Origin of the sequence: Actinoplanes sp. M2I2 (assembly GCF_023544445.1) — a bacterium.
Taxonomy (GTDB): Bacteria; Actinomycetota; Actinomycetes; order Mycobacteriales; family Micromonosporaceae; genus Actinoplanes.
Genome location: NZ_JALPVJ010000033.1, coordinates 1 through 18068 on the forward strand (window position 1 = coordinate 1; position 18068 = coordinate 18068).

At 71.8% G+C, this 18068-nt stretch carries 12 protein-coding genes and 1 rRNA gene; 7 read left to right on the forward strand and 6 right to left on the reverse strand.

All coding sequences use genetic code 11. The annotated features are described in order from the left end of the window. Positions 1 to 115: ribosomal RNA gene (gene rrf / locus HJC40_RS41050) — 5S ribosomal RNA — on the forward strand; the annotation flags it as partial. Positions 116 to 357: 242 nt separating this feature from the next. Here rrf and HJC40_RS41055 read toward each other — a convergent pair. Beyond that, on the reverse strand, positions 358 to 1038 hold the full coding sequence (locus HJC40_RS41055) for a hypothetical protein (RefSeq protein ID WP_250009081.1): 681 nt from the start codon (positions 1036 to 1038) through the stop codon (positions 358 to 360). A 68-nt stretch (positions 1039 to 1106) separates the two neighbouring features. Here HJC40_RS41055 and HJC40_RS41060 point away from each other — a divergent pair, with 68 nt between their 5' ends. The 3 genes from HJC40_RS41060 to HJC40_RS41070 are packed head-to-tail and all read left to right on the forward strand — an operon-like array spanning position 1107 to position 5442. Next, positions 1107 to 3740, forward strand: coding sequence for a valine--tRNA ligase (locus HJC40_RS41060; protein ID WP_250009082.1), 2634 nt, complete (start codon positions 1107 to 1109; stop codon positions 3738 to 3740). Continuing rightward, complete coding sequence (locus tag HJC40_RS41065; protein ID WP_250009083.1) at positions 3737 to 5062, forward strand: folylpolyglutamate synthase/dihydrofolate synthase family protein; 1326 nt, start codon at positions 3737 to 3739, stop codon at positions 5060 to 5062. Before HJC40_RS41060 ends, HJC40_RS41065 begins: the two co-directional genes overlap by 4 nt. Continuing rightward, positions 5059 to 5442, forward strand: a complete 384-nt coding sequence (locus HJC40_RS41070) for a DUF4233 domain-containing protein (RefSeq protein WP_250009084.1) — start codon at positions 5059 to 5061, stop codon at positions 5440 to 5442. Before HJC40_RS41065 ends, HJC40_RS41070 begins: the two co-directional genes overlap by 4 nt. Positions 5443 to 5499: 57 nt before the next feature. Here the strand turns inward: HJC40_RS41070 and HJC40_RS41075 are convergent, their stop codons facing one another. Next, positions 5500 to 8805, reverse strand: a complete 3306-nt coding sequence (locus tag HJC40_RS41075) for a VOC family protein (protein ID WP_250009085.1) — start codon at positions 8803 to 8805, stop codon at positions 5500 to 5502. Between the two features lie 143 nt (positions 8806 to 8948). On the opposite strand from HJC40_RS41075, the gene ndk reads away from it, so the two are divergent. After that, positions 8949 to 9389 (forward strand): nucleoside-diphosphate kinase, encoded by a 441-nt coding sequence (ndk, locus tag HJC40_RS41080; protein ID WP_374273663.1) that lies wholly within the window; start codon positions 8949 to 8951, stop codon positions 9387 to 9389. 25 nt (positions 9390 to 9414) lie between these two features. Here the strand turns inward: ndk and HJC40_RS41085 are convergent, their stop codons facing one another. The 4 genes from HJC40_RS41085 to HJC40_RS46475 all read right to left on the reverse strand — a co-directional run bounded on the left by HJC40_RS41085 (position 9415) and on the right by HJC40_RS46475 (position 13116). Continuing rightward, positions 9415 to 10200: an ABC transporter permease gene (locus HJC40_RS41085; protein WP_250009086.1), complete on the reverse strand. Its 786-nt coding sequence runs from the start codon at positions 10198 to 10200 to the stop codon at positions 9415 to 9417. A 119-nt stretch (positions 10201 to 10319) separates the two neighbouring features. Beyond that, positions 10320 to 11090 (reverse strand): ABC transporter permease, encoded by a 771-nt coding sequence (locus HJC40_RS41090; RefSeq protein ID WP_250009088.1) that lies wholly within the window; start codon positions 11088 to 11090, stop codon positions 10320 to 10322. Next, positions 11087 to 12067 (reverse strand): ABC transporter ATP-binding protein, encoded by a 981-nt coding sequence (locus tag HJC40_RS41095; protein ID WP_250009089.1) that lies wholly within the window; start codon positions 12065 to 12067, stop codon positions 11087 to 11089. The genes HJC40_RS41090 and HJC40_RS41095 overlap by 4 nt, the downstream gene beginning before the upstream one ends. 29 nt (positions 12068 to 12096) lie before the next feature. Then, complete coding sequence (locus HJC40_RS46475) at positions 12097 to 13116, reverse strand: helix-turn-helix domain-containing protein (protein WP_250009090.1); 1020 nt, start codon at positions 13114 to 13116, stop codon at positions 12097 to 12099. Positions 13117 to 13175: 59 nt separating this feature from the next. On the opposite strand from HJC40_RS46475, the gene HJC40_RS41105 reads away from it, so the two are divergent. Next, complete coding sequence (locus HJC40_RS41105; RefSeq protein WP_250009091.1) at positions 13176 to 14705, forward strand: alkaline phosphatase; 1530 nt, start codon at positions 13176 to 13178, stop codon at positions 14703 to 14705. 228 nt (positions 14706 to 14933) lie between these two features. Next, on the forward strand, positions 14934 to 18053 hold the full coding sequence (ileS, locus tag HJC40_RS41110) for an isoleucine--tRNA ligase (protein WP_250009092.1): 3120 nt from the start codon (positions 14934 to 14936) through the stop codon (positions 18051 to 18053). The last annotated feature ends 15 nt before the right edge of the window (positions 18054 to 18068 follow it).

An 18068-nucleotide genomic window follows, 5' to 3' on the forward strand; every position in this document is an offset into this window, starting at 1 on the left:
CGGTGGTCATAGCGGAGGGGAAACGCCCGGTCTCATTCCGAACCCGGAAGCTAAGCCCTCCAGCGCCGATGGTACTGCACTCGGGAGGGTGTGGGAGAGTAGGACGCCGCCGGACTCAACGTGACAGTAGGCCCACCCCACACGGGGTGGGCCTACTGCTATTTACGGACCTTTTCGCGAACCGGCTCGATGCAGGCTCGACTTCGCTGCTGATGGTGAGAGCCGGCCCAAGGTCCGCGGACGTGGCACACGACCAGTCCCCTTAGGGTCTACCCGGTCGTAAGTGGCCTTCGCTCGGAACTCTGCCGTCTTCGGATGAGCGTCAGCCGAAGTTTGTGGCGTTCCGGAAGGCGGGTGTCAGCGGGACTCTGTGGCGTTTCGGAGGGCGAGCATCAGCGGGGCCGCTTCCTCGGGGGTGCGGTTGTTGAACATCGCCAGGGCCAGGCTGCCGTGGTCGGCCCAGCCGCAGACGGTCAGGTCGCCGTCGCCGGTGCTGGTGATGCCGCACTTCATGGTGCCGTCCAACGGGCCCGGGTCGACGTCCTTGAGGCTGGTGACCGCGCCCTCGCTGTCGGAGATGAGCTCCATCGCGGCTTCCAGGTCCTTGCCGGGAGTCCAGATCAGGCCGGTGCCCGCAAGGAACAGCACGTTCTTGTCGGGCGTCTCGTTGTAGACGGCGCCGTAGGTGTGGTCGAGGTCCACCTCGGCGGCCAGGGCCGTACGCAGATAGTCCGCCGTGGAGGCGCCCTCACTGGAGTAGTCGAGACTCAGCGGGCCCACGCTCGGCTTGATCTCGAGCTCCGCGTGGCGCTGGGCGATGATGCGCCAGCTGGCGAACGCGAGCATCGTCATGGCCACGACCGCGACCGCCAGCAGCATCGCGATCAACACCCGGCGTACGCGGCCCCGGGGTTTTGCCTCCGCCGGCGCCTCGTCGTCGTCGCTGGTGAAGTCGCCGCTGGTGAAAAGATCGGCGTCCTCGTCGGAGGCGGGAGGCGGGGTGCCGATGTCGATCGGTTTCGGGCCGGGCTCGGGCATTGCGGAAGCCTAGCAACCGGCGGTGGTGCGCATTCGGGGTTCCGCCGCGGCATCCGTAGACTTGTCGGGTGACCGAGACGACCCAGAACCGCACCCCCGACAGCCGGCCCACCGGTGGCCTCTCCGCCCAGTACCAGCCGGGCGAGGTAGAGCAGCGGCGGTACGAGAATTGGGTATCGCAGGGCTACTTCACGGCCGACCCGGCGAGTGACAAGCCCGCGTTCTCGATCGTCATCCCCCCGCCCAACGTGACCGGTTCGCTGCACGTCGGCCACGCGCTCGACCACACGATCCAGGACACGCTCTCGCGCCTCAAGCGCATGCAGGGCTTCGAGGTGCTGTGGCTGCCGGGCATGGACCACGCCGGCATCGCGACGCAGAACGTCGTGGAGCGTCAGCTCGCCGCTCAGCAGTTGTCCCGCCACGACCTCGGCCGTGAGAAGTTCGTCGAGAAGGTCTGGGAGTGGAAGGCGCAGTCCGGGGGCGCGATCCTCGGGCAGATGCGCCGCCTGGGCGACTCGGTGGACTGGTCGCGCGAGCGGTTCACGATGGACGAAGGCCTGTCCCGGGCGGTCCAGACGATCTTCAAGCGGCTGTACGACGACGAGCTGATCTACCGGGCCAACCGGATCATCAACTGGTGCCCGCGGTGCCTGACCGCGCTCAGCGACATCGAGGTGGAGCACACCGACGACGAGGGTGAGCTGGTCTCGATCCGGTACGGCGACGGCGACAACGCGATCGTCGTGGCGACCACCCGGGCCGAGACGATGCTGGGCGACACCGCCGTGGCCGTCCACCCCGACGACGAGCGTTACCGGCACCTGATCGGCACCGAGGTCGAGCTGCCGCTGACCGGCCGGCGCATCCCGATCGTCGCCGACGAGCACGTCGACCCGTCGTTCGGCACCGGCGCGGTCAAGGTGACCCCGGCCCACGACCCGAACGACTTCGAGATCGGCCAGCGCCACGGCCTGCCCAGCATCACCATGATGGACGAGCGGGCGGTCGTCACCGTGCACGGCCCGTTCGAGGGGCTCGACCGCTACGAGGCCCGGCCGGCCATCGTCGACGCGCTGCGCGAGCAGGGCCGCATCGTTGCCGAGAAGCGACCGTACGTGCACTCGGTCGGGCACTGTTCGCGGTGCAAGACGACCGTCGAGCCGCGGCTGTCGCTGCAGTGGTTCGTCAGCACCGGCCCGCTGGCCAAGGCGGCCGGTGACGCGGTGCGCGACGGGCGGGTCACCATCGAGCCGGCCGAGCTGTCCAAGCGTTACTTCGCCTGGGTCGACAACATGCATGACTGGTGCATCTCGCGTCAGCTGTGGTGGGGTCACCGCATCCCGGTCTGGTACGGGCCGGACGGCGCGGTCGTCTGTGTCGGCCCCGACGAGCAGCCGCCCACCGGCGAGGGCTGGAAGCAGGACGAGGACGTTCTCGACACCTGGTTCTCCTCGGCGCTGTGGCCGTTCTCGACGATGGGCTGGCCCGAGCAGACCGCCGAGCTGGCCAAGTTCTATCCGACCAGCGTGCTCGTCACCGGCTACGACATCCTGTTCTTCTGGGTCGCCCGGATGATGATGTTCGGCCTGTACGCCATGGACGACGTGCAGCCGTTCAACGTGGTCAACCTGCACGGCATGGTCCGCGACGGCCACGGCAAGAAGATGTCGAAGTCGTTCGGCAACGTCGTCGACCCGCTCGACTGGATCGACCGCTACGGCGCCGACGCCACCCGCTTCACGCTGGCCCGCGGGGCCAACCCCGGTTCGGACGTGCCGATCAGCGAGGAGTGGTGCCAGGGCTCGCGCAACTTCTGCAACAAGCTGTGGAACGCGACCCGCTTCGCGCTCATGAACGGCGCGACGGTCGAGGGTGACCTGCCGCCTGCCGCCGAGCTGAGCGCGATCGACAAGTGGATCCTCTCCCGCCTGCAGCACGTGATCGGCGAGGTCGACGAGCAGTTCAAGGCCTATGAGTACGCCAAGGTCTGCGACACGCTCTACCACTTCGCCTGGGACGACGTCTGCGACTGGTATCTCGAGCTGAGCAAGCCGGTGCTGGCCTCCGACGACAGCGCCGCTTCCAAGAGGGTGCTCGGGCACGTGCTCGACCAGCTGCTGCGCCTGCTGCACCCGGTCATCCCGTTCGTCACCGAGGAGCTGTGGATCGCGCTCACCGGGGGCGAGACGCTCGTCCGGGCGTCCTGGCCGGCGGTCGAGAAGGAGCTGATCGACGACTCCGCCGAGGAGGAGCTGGCCGCCTTGCAGAAGGTGGTCACCGAGGTCCGGCGGTTCCGTTCCGACCAGGGGCTCAAGCCGAGTCAGCGGGTCGCCGCGGCGCTCACCGGGCTGGGTGCCGTCGGCATCGACACGCACGAGCCGCTGATCCGTTCGCTCGCCCGGCTCGACGCGCCCGGTGAGGGCTTCACGGCCACGGCGACGCTCGCGGTGTCCGGCCCGATCACGGTCGACCTCGACACCCGCGGCACGATCGACGTCGCCGCCGAGCGGGCCCGGCTCGAGAAGGACCGCGCCGCCGCCGAGAAGGAGGCGGCCCAGTGCCGGGCCAAGCTCGGCAACGAGTCGTTCATCGGCAAGGCGCCCGAACAGGTCGTCGCCAAGATCAAGGGGCGGCTGGAGACGGCCGAGGCCGATCTCACGAGAATTGCCGCGGCCCTCGAAGCGTTGCGTACGGCATGAGCACCTACGAAGAGGTCACCGCCGCGCTCGACGAGCGCGGCTTCACCCGCATGGCCTTCGACATGCAGAAGATCCGGGACCTGATGGACGTGCTCGGCAGCCCGCAGCGGGCCTACCCGGCCATCCACCTGACCGGCACCAACGGCAAGACCAGTACGGCCCGCATGATCGACGCGTTGCTGCGCGCGCACGGTCTGCACACCGGCCGCTACACGAGCCCGCACCTCGAGACGGTCCGCGAGCGGATCAGCCTCGACGGCGAGCCGATCTCGGAGGAGGGGCTCGCCGCCACCTACGACGACGTCGCGCCGCTGGCCGAGCTGATCGACGCCCGCAACCCCGAGCCGCTCACCTACTTCGACATGACGACCGCCATGGCGTACGCGGCCTTCGCCGACGCCCCGGTGGACATCGCCGTCGTCGAGGTGGGTCTGGGTGGCGAGGAGGACGCGACCAACGTCATCGAGGCCGGCGTCGCGGTGATGACGCCGATCGGGCTCGACCACACCGAGTGGCTGGGCGACACCATCGAAGACATCGCCTGGGCCAAGGCGGGCATCATCCACAAGGGCGCCACGGTCATCTCCGCGTTGCAGACCGAGGAGGCCATGCGGCCGATCATCGAGCGCAGCGCCGAGATGGGGGCGACCCTGGCCCGCGAGGGCAGCGAGTTCGGCATGATCGAGCGGGCCCAGGCGGTCGGCGGGCAGGTGCTCACCCTGCAGGGCCTCGGCGGGGTGTACGACGAGATCTTCCTGCCGTTGTTCGGCGCCCACCAGGCGCAGAACGCGGCGCTGGCGCTGGCCGCCGTCGAGGCGTTCCTGGGCGCGGGCCCCGACAAGCAATTGGAGCTCGATCTCGTACGGGAAGGGTTTGCGCAGGTCGACTCGCCGGGGCGGCTCGAACGGGTCCGCAGCGCGCCGACGATCCTGCTGGACGGCGCGCACAACCCGCACGGCATGGCCGCGACGGTGAGCGCGCTCGAGGAGGAGTTCGCGTTCCGGCACCTGGTCGCGGTGGTGGCGGTGCTGGGCGACAAGGACGTCTCCGGGCTGCTCGATCTGCTCGAGCCGGTCGCGGCGCGCATCGTGGTCACCCAGAACAGCTCGCCGCGGTCGATGCCGGTCGACGAGCTGGCCCAGCTGGCGACCGACATCTTCGGCGAGGACAGGGTGACGGTCGCGTACACCATGCCCGACGCCATCGAGGAAGCCGTGGTGATCGCCGAGGAGGACACCAGCGGCGAGCTCAGCGGCGTGGGCGTGGTCATCACCGGTTCGGTCGTCACGGTCGCCGACGCGCGTAAACTCCTGAAGCGATGACCTCCCCCGAGCCCGACGAGACCGACCAGGCCGCTCCGGCGCCGCGGTCCGGGCTTCGCAACCCCCAGGCCGCCGTACGAGGTCTGGGGGCCGGCACGCTCGTGCTGGAAGCCATCGTGCTCCTGCTGGCCATCCAGCCCATCCGCATCCTGGGCGGCGACCTCAGCGGGTGGGGCATCGCGGCGGTGGTGGCGCTGGCCGTGCTCGCCGCGCTGCTGGCCGGCATGATGCGCCGCCCGTGGGGCTGGACGGCCGGCACCGTGCTGCAGATCCTGCTGCTGGCCAGCGGCCTGTTCCACTGGTCGCTGGCCGCGCTCGGCCTGATCTTCGGCGCCGCCTGGGTGTACGCCCTCTCCGTCCGCCGCTCGATCCTGGGTTAGCCCCGGTCCGGAGCGAGGCCCGGCGCAGCACCCGGCCCGGGGAGGGGCCGGCGTCCGTCAGCGGATCGAGCGCCACTGGGTGATGGCGATGTTGTGGTCGTCGGGGTCGCGGAACGTGGCCGACCAGAGCTCGAGACGATCGCCCCGGTTGACCGGGCGCGGGGGATGGACGAACTCGACGCCCTTGGCCTGAAGCTCGTGGTAGACGGCTTCCACGTCGCCCACCTCGAGGTTGAGGTAGATCAGACGGCCGGCCTCGGCGGAGAGGCCGTTGACAGTGCGCAGCACCAGGCGCGTGTCGCCGGAGGCCATGACCGCACTGCCCTCGCCGCTGTCGATCTCGAAGAAGCCCAGGGTGTCGCGGTAGAACGTGATCGACCGGTCGAGATCGGTGACCAGCACGGTGATGCCGACGCCGTAGATGGCACCGGCCGGGCCGGGACGCGCGCTCGGGTAGGCGGTGATCACGTCGGCGGCGCGGTCGTCCGGTTCGGACCGGTCCGCCAGGTCACCCCACGGCCCGCGGTCTTCGGCCGCCGCGGCCGCCGCCGCCGCGGCGAGAGCGGCCGCGGCCGGTGACGGCTTGGACTGGCCCGAACCGCCGCCCGGCACGCCCCTGACCGCACCGCCCGGGCCGGAGCCCGCACCGACTGCACCTGAGGCGGCCGTCTCCGGCCCGGAGCCGGCGGCACCCTGCGACGGCGAGGCAACGACCGGCTCGACGCCGGACGCACCGGCCGCTGATCCGGAGGCGCCCGCCGTCGACTCGGAGGTGGCGGCCTGCCCGGAGGTGGCGGCCTGCCCGGAGGTGGCGGCCTGCCCGGAGGTGGCGGCCTGCCCGGAGGTGGCAGCGGCCGGGTCGGTGCGGGGAGCCGGAGCCGGCGAATCGGCTTCTGACGGGCCCGATGTCGTGGGCGGCGGGACAGTCGTAGGCCCGGATCCGGACGCGACCACCGTCGGCCCGTCACCGGAGGCGGCTCGCCCGGTCGACTCGTCGGTGGGAGGCGTGTAGGGAACTGCCGCGGGCCTCGGCGGCCGGTCGTCGGGCGTATAAGGCACCGCCGCGGGCTTCGGAGCCCCGCCGGTCGCGGGAGCCGCCGATGCGGCCGGCGGCGTGTCAGACGTGGGTGCGGAAGCCGCGGCGTTGAGCCGTTCCGCGTCACGTGCGGATGCGAACCCCGCGGCAGCGGATGGTCCCGCGTCAGATGCGGACGTGGAGCCCGCGGCGGGCTGTCCCGCGTCACGTGCGGGTGTGGAGCCCGCGGCGAGCTGTCCTCCGTCAGGCGTGGGCGGGGAGTCGGCGGCGGCCGGCGCTGACGCTTCCGGCTCCGGGGTGGTCCTGGGCGGGCGCACCGAGGTCTCCTCGTCGACGGACCGCCGCTGGGGATAGAACACGGACTCGGTGGACGACGGCGGCGAGTCGGGTTCGGGAGCCGGTTCGGTGGTGGGAACTGCTTCGGGACGTGTCCCTTCGGCGCGCGGCGGCTCGCTGGGTGGCTCGGTGGCCTCCGGCTCGCGATCGCTCTTTCCGACCTTCTTGACGGCGGCCGCGGCGGCCGCGGCCATGGCACCGATCGCGCCGGCCAGCAAGCCGCCGGACCGGCCCGACTCGGCGCGCGGCGGCTCGGTCGCGGGCGCGAAGACGGGAGCTTCCGTCTCGTCGACAGGGCCCGTCCGACCGGTGCCGGACGGGTCGTCGGGCGCCGCCGTGCGGGAGGGACGCGGAGTGCTGCCGGGGGTGGGCGAGGTCGTCCGGGTGTCGGCGGGCGGCTCGGGTCGGGCGTTGCTCGCCGGGCGGTCCGGGCCCGGGGCGGACGGGGCCGCCGCGTTCGCCGAAACGTAGGTCGCCGATCCCGTGGTGCCCGGGTGGGACGGCGCGGCGTCGCCGGGGGCCGCCGGGAACGCCTCGGTCGGGGTGGCGGCGTCGTGGGCCGCGTTGGAGACGAAACGGGTCGTGGGGTGGATCGGTGCGGAGTCGGCCGGGGGCGGCGCGATCAAGTCCTCCTCGCGGGCGGTGGCGGCCGCGGCGGTGTTCTCCGGGGCCGGGTCGGGGTCGCCCTCGAGCGGGAGGTCGATCTCGTCGTCGGGGACGGGCCGCGGACCGGGTGCGGGGGCCTGCGGCCGTGGCGTGGTCGGCTCGGGCGCCGTCGGGGGCGGGGTCGACGGGTCCGGCGCCGTGGGGAACGAACTGACCGGCGACGGCGTGGCCGGGGCGGACGTCGGCGTCGGCTCGGGACGGCGCGGGGCGGGCACCGGCTCGTCGAGCGGGATGTCGGTGCCCAGCGCGTCGTCGGGGTGGGGTTCGCGCTGGGCCGGCGGCCCCGGCTGTTCGGCGGTGGCTGTCGCCGCACCGCCATGCGGGCGCGGGCTGGGCCGTCGCCTCGCCGGACGGGAGGCGGCCGCAGCACCGGCCGCAGCAGCACCAGCCCCGCTGACACCGGCCGGCTCCGATGCGTCGGCGTCGGCGTCGGCGTAGGGGGAGGAGGCGGCGGTGGTGGAGGAGGGCGAGGTCGGTGACCCGCCACCGGGCGAGCCGGCGGACGCTCGGCGGGGGAGCGGCGGCGGCGCGTCGTCATGGTCGACGAACACGCCCTCGACGACCGGGCCGGCCGGCGTGTCCCGGACGACCACCGGGCTTCCGTACTCCTCCGAGTCGACGGCGGAGGCGCCGGACGATCCGATGTTCTCCGAGCCGCCGGGCGGGCCGGGCGGCGGGGTGGGCGGCGGCGGGGAACTGCCCGGCGGGGGCGGCGGGGGCGGCTCGTCCGGGCCGCGGCCCCACGTGCGGTCACGGCCGGCCCACGGCGGCGGCTCGACGTCGCCCAGCAGATCGGTGTCCAGGTCGGTGTCGAGATCGGGGTCGAGGTCGGGGGCGGGCTGGTCGTCGAAGTCGGCGACGGGCATCGCCGGGTCGGCGCCGGCTACGCGGGGCGCCGCCTCGTCCCAGTTGATTTTGACGCGGCGCAGGTCGTCGACGTCGACGGTGATCGGCAGGGTGTCGCCGGGCTCGGGCCACTTCACGACCGGGATGCGCGACTCGTTGATCTCGATCTCGCGGGTGGGCAGGCCGGGCGCGACGATCACCGCCTGGATGCGGGCCCGGGCATAGACCGCCGTGGTCATCGGCCGCGGCGTGATGGCCGAGACCTCGGCCGTGCCGGCCACCCAGGCGCGGGCGCCGCGCCGCACCACGTTGACCACGCCCAGCGCGATCGCCAGGGCCAGCAGGGCGACCCCGAAGATGACCACGCCCAGGCTCGACATGCCGAAACCCAGAGCGACCACGAAGACCGCGATCGTGCCCGCGACCGCCGCGACCAGCTTCCGTGCCGGTGCGATCGGTCGTCCGGTCTGGTTTGCCAATGTGGACCTCCCGCTCGTACCCGTCAGGTTATTGCCCGGCTCAGCCTGAGCGAAAGTGCGGTAGTCCCGGCGTTGGCTCTCGGCTCCTTCCCGGTACCGATAGGCTGAATGTCGGCCCTTGCACCCCTGTCCTGGAGGAAAGTGTGTCCAGCCCCACCGACGTGTCCAGCCCCATTGCGCGTTCGCTCGTGCTCGTCAAGCCCGATGCGGTCCGTCGCGGACTGCTCGGCGAGATCCTGGCCCGCTTCGAGCGCAAAGGGCTGGTGATCGAGGCGCTCGAGCTGCGCACGATGGACGCGGCGCTGGCCGACCAGCACTATGCCGACCACGTCGAGAAGCCGTTCTACCCGCCGCTCAAGGAGTTCATGACTTCGGGGCCCCTGGCCGCGCTGGTGCTCTCCGGCGACGAGGTGATCGAGGTGGTGCGGGCGATGATCGGCTCGACCGACGGTCGCAAGGCCGCGGCCGGCACGATCCGCGGTGACTTCTCGCTCTCCAACCGCGAAAACCTGGTGCACGCCTCCGACTCGCCGGAGAGCGCGAAGCGTGAGCTCGCCCTCTGGTTCCCCGACCTGGCCATCTGAGCCACGTACTAGAGCACGTCGAGCTCTAGAGCACGTCGAGCGACGCCGTCCGGCGTGACTCGAATTCGAAGATCTTGAGCAGGGCCGCAGCCGCGACCGCGTAGCCCGCGCCGACCAGCAGTTCCTGGCCGAGCGGGCCCGCGGCCGCGGCCAGCCCGTCTCCGGCCGCGAGCCGCCGGGCCGCTTCGGCCGCGTGCGTGATCGGCAGCCACTCGCCGACGGCCACCATCCAGCCGGGCAGGCCGGACGCCGGCACGTTGACCCCCGTGAGCAGCAGCAACAGCGCGACGGAGACGTTCGAGATCACCCAGACGTCGCGGAAGCGCAGCCCGAGCGCGCCCAGCGTCAGCCCGAAGAAACCGCAGGCGAGCGATCCGGCGGCCATCACCAGCAGCAGCCCGGGCAGGGCGCTCACCGGAATGCGCAGCCCCAGCAGGAGCGCTCCCGCGGTGAGGGTCACCACGGCGATCAGCAGGCCGTTTCCCGCGTACGGGAGAACGCGCCCCCAGAAGACGGCGGTGCGGCTGCGCGGGGACAACAGCACGTGGCCCAGCGTGCCGTAGCGGCGCTCGTTCGCGACCGCCATCGTGCCGCCGAAGACGCAGGCCAGCGACGCGGTGAGGACGGCGTTCCCGACGATGTAGAACCGGTCGTCGGCCACCTGCAGCTGCCGTCCGAGGTACGCGAAGAAGAGCAGCTGGAACAGCGGCCCGACGAGCAGCGTGCCGATGAACATGCCGGGCGTCGTCCAGTTGAACAGGGCGCGGTACGCGATCACACCCCCGACCGTCATCAGGCGGAGCGTCTTCATGCCAGGCCCTTTCTCAGGGGAGCGGTGCGGAGGCGGGACCGGGGAGGGTGTGAGGGCGGCGCGGGCCCGGAACGGGAAGGGGGTCGGCGAGGCGGCCGGGCCGGGCAGATAGGCGCCGCTCATGCCAGCGCCAGGGTGGCGGCCGCGCGGGCACGGCGTTCGACATGCGTGAGGGCGAAGCCCCCGAGGACCAGGCAGAGCAGGCTGATGCCCAGGCAGATGCCGAGGGACGGCCAGACCGGGCCGCCGCTGGTTGCCTCGCGCAGCGCCCGGGCGCCCCAGGTGGTGGGCAGCACGGCCGCGATGGGCGTCGTCCAGGCCGGCAGCACGGTGATCGGCACGAGCATGCCGGAGACGAGCCACACCGGGTACTCGAGGGTGTTGGCCAGGGCGTTGGCGTTGCGCATCAGCACGAAGGTGGCCGCCAGCAGCAGGCCGAACATGCCGAGCGCGACGACGCACACGACCGCGGCCACGACGAAGGCGGCCGGGTGGGCGAAGTCGAGCCTGATCCCGTACAGGAGCCGGCCCCACACCAGGGTCGCGAGCAACGCGTAGGTGCCGGTGAGCCCGGTGGCGATCGTGATGGGCAGGACCACGAGCACGGGTCGCCGCGGCGCCAGCATGATCATTTCAAGGGTGCCCTGCCAGCGCTGACCCTGGATCGCGCCGCCCGAGCCGAACAGCACGGACGACCAGACGCCCATCACGCCGGCGCCGACCGCGGCCTCGAGCAGCCGGTGCTGCTCGCCGCTGGAGCGGAACAGATAGACCGCCAGGGTGGCCTGGACGACCGGGACGACGAGCGCGATGGCGATCTCGAACGGGGAACGGCTGATCTGCTTGACGTGCAGCAGCGTGCCGACCGTCAGCAGGCGCAGGGTGCTCACGCGGCGGCGCTCACGATCGCGACGTACGCGTCCTCGAGGGTCGGTTCGCGGCTGTCGACCCGGCCGAGGCGGATGCCGGCCAGCTCGCGCAGCACGTCGCTCTGCACGTCCACGTGCGCGTCGGAGTGGACGGTCAGCAGCTGCAGGGCGCCCCGGGCCTCGACGGCGGTCTCCCGTACGCCGGGAAGCCCGCGCAGCGCGTCGACCGCGCTCTCCGGGACGCCGTACGCCTCGACCTCGACGACCCGGCGGCCCTCAGCCCGGCGCCGCAGCTCGGCCGGGGTGCCCAGGGCCTGGATGCACCCGTCGGCGATCACCGCGATCCGGTCGCAGAGCTCGTCCGCCTCGGCCATGTAGTGGGTCGTGAGCAGCACCGTCGTGCCGGTCGAGGCCAGGTCGGCGACGGTGCGGCGCAGCTCGCGGGCGGCCACCGGGTCGACGCCGATCGAGGGTTCGTCGAGGAAGAGCACGTCGGGTGAGTGCAACAGGCCGCGGGCGATGTGCAGCCGTTGCCGCATGCCCCGCGAGTAGCCCTCGACCCGTTCCCGCTCACGCCCGGCCAGGCCCACGAGGTCGAGCAGCTCGGCGATGCGGCCCTTCTGCTCGCGGGCCGGCACCGCGTACAGCTCGGCGAAGTACCGCAGGTTGTCCAGCGCGGACAGCCGGTCGTAGAGCCCGCGGTCGCCACCGAAGACGTAACCGATCCGCCGGCGGACCTCGCGGGTCTCCCGCTCGACGTCGTGGCCGCATACCCGGGCCCGGCCCGAGGTGGGGATCAGCAGCGTGTTCAGCATTTTGATCGTGGTGGTCTTGCCGGCGCCGTTCGGTCCGAGCAGGCCGAACAGCTCGCCCCGGCCGACCGTGAAGGTCACCCCGCGGACCGCTTCGACCTCGGTGCGCCGGGGCTTGAGCCAGCCGGTGCGGGCCCGGTAGGTCCGGCGTAGTTCTTCGGCCTCGATGGCGTATGCGCTCCCCATGCGACGAACGCTAGGGAATCGACCATCGTCTAGGAAACGAATTCGGTGCGGGCCGAATCCTCGCCGAGCAGCGTCACCAGGGCCGTCCCGGCCGGTTCGAGCTGGTAGAGGACCCGGCGCCCGGCCCGCCGGCGGTGCACGACCCCGGCCGCCAGCAGGCCCGCGAGATGTTCGGAGATCGTGCTCGGCGCGAGGCCGAGGGCGGTGGACAGGGCGGTCGTGGTGGCGGGGGTGCTCAGCGCCCGCAGGACGGCGGCGCGCCCCCGTCCGACCAGGATGGCCAGGCGGTCGTCGGCGGCCGGCGGCGCGGGAGCGACCCCGCCCGCGAGCACCGCCGAGCCGCGCGACTGGTACGTCACCATGATCCGGTCGGGCTGGTCGCCCGAGCACAGCAGCGCGCCCCGCGAGAAGATCAGCGGGACCAGCACCAGCCGCTGGTTGACCGCCTCGAACGACTGCTCGAGCGGTTTGACCAGGGTGAGCACCGGCCGTTCCCAGCGGATCCGGTCGTGCAGCCGGGAGAGCAGCGCGTCGGGTCCTTCGGCGGCCAGCGCCCGGGCCCGCAGCAGCACCTCCTCGTCGAGGGCGGCCCGCATGGCCGGCCAGTAGGGCGCGATCGCCGCGTCCCAGTAGGCCCGCACGCCGCCGGCGAGCCGATCGAGGGCCGCCCGCCGGTCGTCGCGGAACGGCCGCATCAGCTCGGGAAGGTTCCCGTCCGGGTAGTGCTTCGCGAACTCCGCCTCGATCACGTCGGGTGACGTCTCGCGGAGCTGGCCGAGCTGCTCGCCGATGCTCGGCATCGGGCCGTCGGGCGGCGGGCAGAGGAAGTCCGGCGACACCGACGGCAACTTCAGATAGAGCGAGACGGGGGCGGTCGACGGGTCGGTGCGCAGGATCTCGCGGGTCCGCCGGGCCCAGCCGTCGTAGGGCCACGGCACGGCGGCCGGGTGGCGTTCGAGCAGGAAGAGACTGCACGCGACCTCGGCCAGCGGGTTGATCGCGATCCGGGTGCGCGACAGCGTGGGTTCATCGATCTCGATGCGGATCACGTCGTGAAGTTTAGGGAACGGCCACCACACGGCCATGAACGATCGATAGGCATCAAGGCATGACCTCGATCTCACGACGGAATCTGCTGCGCGCCGGTGTCGCCGGCGGCGTGGCCGGCCTGGCCGGTGGCGCGCCCGCCTTCTCCTCGGCCGGTCATCGGCCGGTCCTCACCCACGGCGTTCAGAGCGGGGACCCGCTGGGCAACGCGGCGGTGGTCTGGAGCCGCGCCGACCGGCCCGGCCGGCTCTGGGTGCAGGTCAGCAAGCGCCCCGACTTCCGCGGCTCGCGGGTGCTGCGCGGGCCGATCGTCACCCCCGACACCGACTTCACCGGCAAGCTGACGCTGCGCGGCCTGCCCGCGGGCGAACGACTGCACTACCGGGTCCGGGCCGAGAGCCTGGAACGGCCGGGCCTGTTCGGCGCCCCGGTCGACGGTTCCCTGCGCACCGCGCCCGACCGGCGCCGGGACGTCCGGTTCGTCTGGACCGGTGACGTCGTGGGCCAGGGCTGGGGCATCGATCCCGCGTACGGGGGCCTGAAGCTCTTCGAGTCGATGCGCCGGCGCAGGCCCGACTTCCTGCTGCACAGCGGCGACACCGTCTATGCCGACGGGCCGCTGACCGAGACGGTGACGCTGCCCGACGGGCGGATCTGGCGCAACCTGGTCACCGAGGAGAAGCTGAAGGTCGCCGAGACCCTCCGGGAGTACCGCGGGCAGTACGCCTACAACCTGCTCGACCCGGCCTACCGGGCGTTCGCCGCCGAGGTGCCGCAGATCAACCAGTGGGACGACCACGAGGTGACCAACAACTGGTACCCGGGGGAGATCCTGGACGACGTCCGGTACACCGAGAAGCGGGTGGACGTGCTGGCCGAGCGGGCACGGCAGGCGTACCACGAGTGGGTGCCGACGCCGATGCGCTCCGGCCCGGTGTATCGCAAGATCTCGTACGGGCCCCTGCTCGACATCTTCGTGCTCGACATGCGCACCTTCAAGGACGCCAACGACGGCAACACGTACGCCGACCCGGCCCGGGGTCTGCTCGGCGCCGAGCAGCGCAAGTGGCTGATCCGCGGGCTCCGCGAGTCCCGGGCGACCTGGAAGGTGATCGCCAACGACCTGCCCCTGGGTCTGGTCGTGCCCGACGGCGCGGCCGCCCAGGAGGGCGTGGCCCAGGGCGACCCGGGCGTGCCGCGGGGCCGGGAGCTCGAGTTCGCCGAGGTGCTCCGGTCGGCGCACCGGCACGACGTGACCGGCATCGTGTTCCTGACCGCCGACGTGCACTACACCCAGGCGAACCACTACGACCCGGCCCGCGCGGCGATCCAGGACTTCACGCCGTTCTGGGAGTTCGTGTCCGGCCCGGCGCACGCCGGCGCCTTCGGCCCCAACGCCCTGGACGCCACGTTCGGCCCGCGGACCGCCTTCGTCAACGCGCCGCCGGCCGCCAACACGTCCCCGGCCGACGGCTTCCAGCACTTCGGCGAGGTGGAGATCGACGCCGAGACCAAGGCCTTCACGGTCACCCTGCGCGACCGCGAGGGCGGGTCCCTCTGGAGGACCACCCTGACCGCCCCGCGAGGCTGAAATACCCGGATGGCCGGTATCGTTGTCTCTGCGCAGGCGACGAACCGGCCATCACCGGGGAGCCTCCGGAAGAACGGACCCGTCGGGTCCCACTAGAACCGGGCGTCACCGGCACGCGCACGAGCCGGCGAACGAGTGGGCGGAGCGATCCGTCAAGCGAGGTGGTACCGCGGGCCCCGGGCTCGTCCTCGCAGTCTGACCATGACTGCCACGAGGAGACCACCGACGATGGCCTATCCCAAGCACACCGAGGCCTCCGGCGTGCCGGCGAGCCCCGACCTGCCCGCCGTCGAGCGGGCGGTGCTGGAGCACTGGACGGCCGACCAGACGTTCGAGGCGTCCGTCGAGCAGCGCCCGGCCGGCGAGGACGGCAGCAACGAGTACGTCTTCTACGACGGCCCGCCCTTCGCCAACGGGCTGCCGCACTACGGGCACCTGTTCACCGGCTATGTGAAGGACCTGGTCCCGCGCTACCAGACGATGCGCGGCAAGCACGTCGAGCGCCGGTTCGGCTGGGACACCCACGGGCTGCCGGCCGAGGTCGAGGCCGAGAAGCAGCTGGGCATCACCACCAAGGCGCAGATCGTCGAGCTGGGCATCGACAAGTTCAACGAGGCCTGCCGCACCTCCGTGCTGGCCTACACCAAGGACTGGGAGCGCTACGTCACCCGGCAGGCCCGGTGGGTGGACTTCGAGGACGACTACAAGACCCTGGACCCCAGCTACATGGAGTCGGTCATGTGGGCGTTCAAGACGCTGCACGACAAGGGGCTCGTCTACGAGGGCTTCCGCGTCCTGGCCTACTGCTTCCGGTGCGAGACCCCGTTGTCCAACACCGAGACCCGGATGGACGACGTCTACCGCGACCGCACCGACCCGGCGCTGACCGTCACGTTCCGGCTCGAGACCGGCGAGCGGATCGCGGTGTGGACGACCACGCCGTGGACCCTGCCGTCGAACCTCGCCCTGGCCGTGGGCCCGTCCCTGCGGTACGCGATCCTGGAGAAGGACGGCGAGCGCCTGATCATGGGTGAGTCCCGGGTCTCCTCGTACGCCAAGGAGCTCGAGGGGTGGACGCAGACCGGCACGGTGCTCGGCAGCGAGCTGGCCGGGCGCCGGTACGAGCCGATGTTCGACTTCCTGGTCGAGGCGGGCGGCCCGAACGCGTTCCAGGTGCTCGCGGCCGACTACGTGAGCGACGAGGACGGCACCGGGGTCGTGCACCAGGCGCCGGCCTTCGGTGAGGACGACCAGAACGTCTGCAACGCGGCCGGCATCCCGACCGTGGTGACCGTCGACGAGCACACCCGCTTCACCGCGCTCGTGCCGGCCTGGCAGGGCACGCAGGTCTTCGAGGCCAACAAGCCGATCATCGCCGAGCTCAAGGGCCGCGGCGTGGTGCTGCGGCACGAGGGCTACACGCACTCCTACCCGCACTGCTGGCGCTGCGACACCCCGCTGGTCTACAAGGCGGTGTCGTCGTGGTTCGTGGCCGTGACGAAGTTCCGCGACCGGATGGTGGAGCTCAACCAGGAGATCACCTGGACGCCCGCGCACATCAAGGACGGCTCGTTCGGCAAGTGGCTGGCCAACGCCCGTGACTGGTCGATCTCGCGCAACCGGTTCTGGGGCTCGCCGATCCCGGTCTGGAAGTCCGACGACCCGACCTACCCGCGGGTGGACATCTACGGATCCTTCGAGGAGCTCGAGCGCGACTTCGGCGTCAAGGTCACCGACCTGCACCGGCCGTACGTCGACGAGCTGACCCGGCCCAACCCGGACGACCCGACCGGGCAGTCGACCATGCGCCGCGTGCCCGAGGTGCTCGACTGCTGGTTCGAGTCCGGGTCGATGCCGTTCGCCCAGGTGCACTACCCGTTCGAGAACAAGGACTGGTTCGAGCACCACTACCCCGGCGACTTCATCGTCGAGTACATCGGCCAGACCCGCGGCTGGTTCTACACCATGCACGTGCTGGCCACCGCGCTGTTCGACCGGCCGGCGTTCCGCAACTGCCTGAGCCACGGCATCCTGCTGGGCGAGGACGGCCGCAAGATGTCCAAGTCGCTGCGCAACTATCCGGACGTCTATCAGGTCTTCGACTCGTACGGCTCGGACGCCATGCGCTGGATGCTGATGTCGTCGCCGGTGCTGCGGGGCGGGGACATGGCGGTCACCGAGGTGGCCGTCCGCGACTCGGTGCGCCAGGTGCTGCTGCCGTTGTGGAACGTCTGGTACTTCTTCAGCCTGTACGCCAACGCGTCGGGGCACGAGGCGTCGTTCCGGACCGACTCGAAGCACCTGCTCGACCGGTACATCCTGGCCAAGACCGGCGAACTGGTCACCGACGTCCAGCGCCAGATGGACGAGTACGACATCTCGGGTGCGGCCGCCTCAGTCCGCGCCTACCTCGACGCCCTGACCAACTGGTACGTACGCCGGTCGCGCGACCGCTTCTGGCAGGGCGACGCGGACGCGTTCGACACACTGGCGACGGTGCTCGAGACCGTGTGCCGGGTCGTCGCGCCGCTCGCGCCGCTGACCACCGAGGAGATCTGGCGGGGCCTGACCGGCGACCGTTCGGTCCACCTGACCGACTGGCCGTCGGCGTCGTCCTTCCCGGCCGACCACGAGCTGGTGGCCTCGATGGATGCGATCCGCGACGTGGCCTCGGCCGCGCTCTCCCTGCGCAAGGCACGCGGCCTGCGGGTACGGCTGCCGCTGGCCAGGCTGACCGTGGCCACCGCGTCGGCCCCGGCCCTGGCCGGCCTGGCCGACCTGGTGGCCGACGAGGTCAACGTCAAGGACGTCGTCTTCACCGACGATGTCGCCGCCTCCTCGGAGCAGGTCCTCACCGTCGTCCCGCGGGCGCTCGGCCCCCGGGTGGGCAAGCAGGTGCAGCAGGTCATCAAGGCGGTCAAGGCCGGCCAGTGGGAGCTGGTGGACGGCGCGCCGGTGGCCGCCGGGGTCACCCTGGCCGACGGCGAGTACGAGCTCAAGCTGGTCGCCGCCGACGCCGAGAACTCGGCGCCGCTGCCGGGCGGCGCGGGCGTCGTCGTGCTGGACACCGCGGTCACCCCCGAGCTCGCGGCCGAGGGCGTGGCCCGCGACGTGATCCGCGTCGTGCAGCAGGCGCGGCGCGACGCCGACCTGGACGTCTCGGACCGGATCGCGCTGGTCGTCTCGGCCGCCGGGCCGGTGCGGGCGGCGGTCGAACGGCACCGGGAGTTCGTCGGCGGGGAGACGCTGGCGACCTCGGTGACCTTCGCGGACGCCGGCGCCGCGGGCTTCGCCGGCGAGGTCGGCGACGGAGATCAGGTAACAGTTCAGGTCTCGAAGCGGGGCTGAAATCGGCGACCGGTC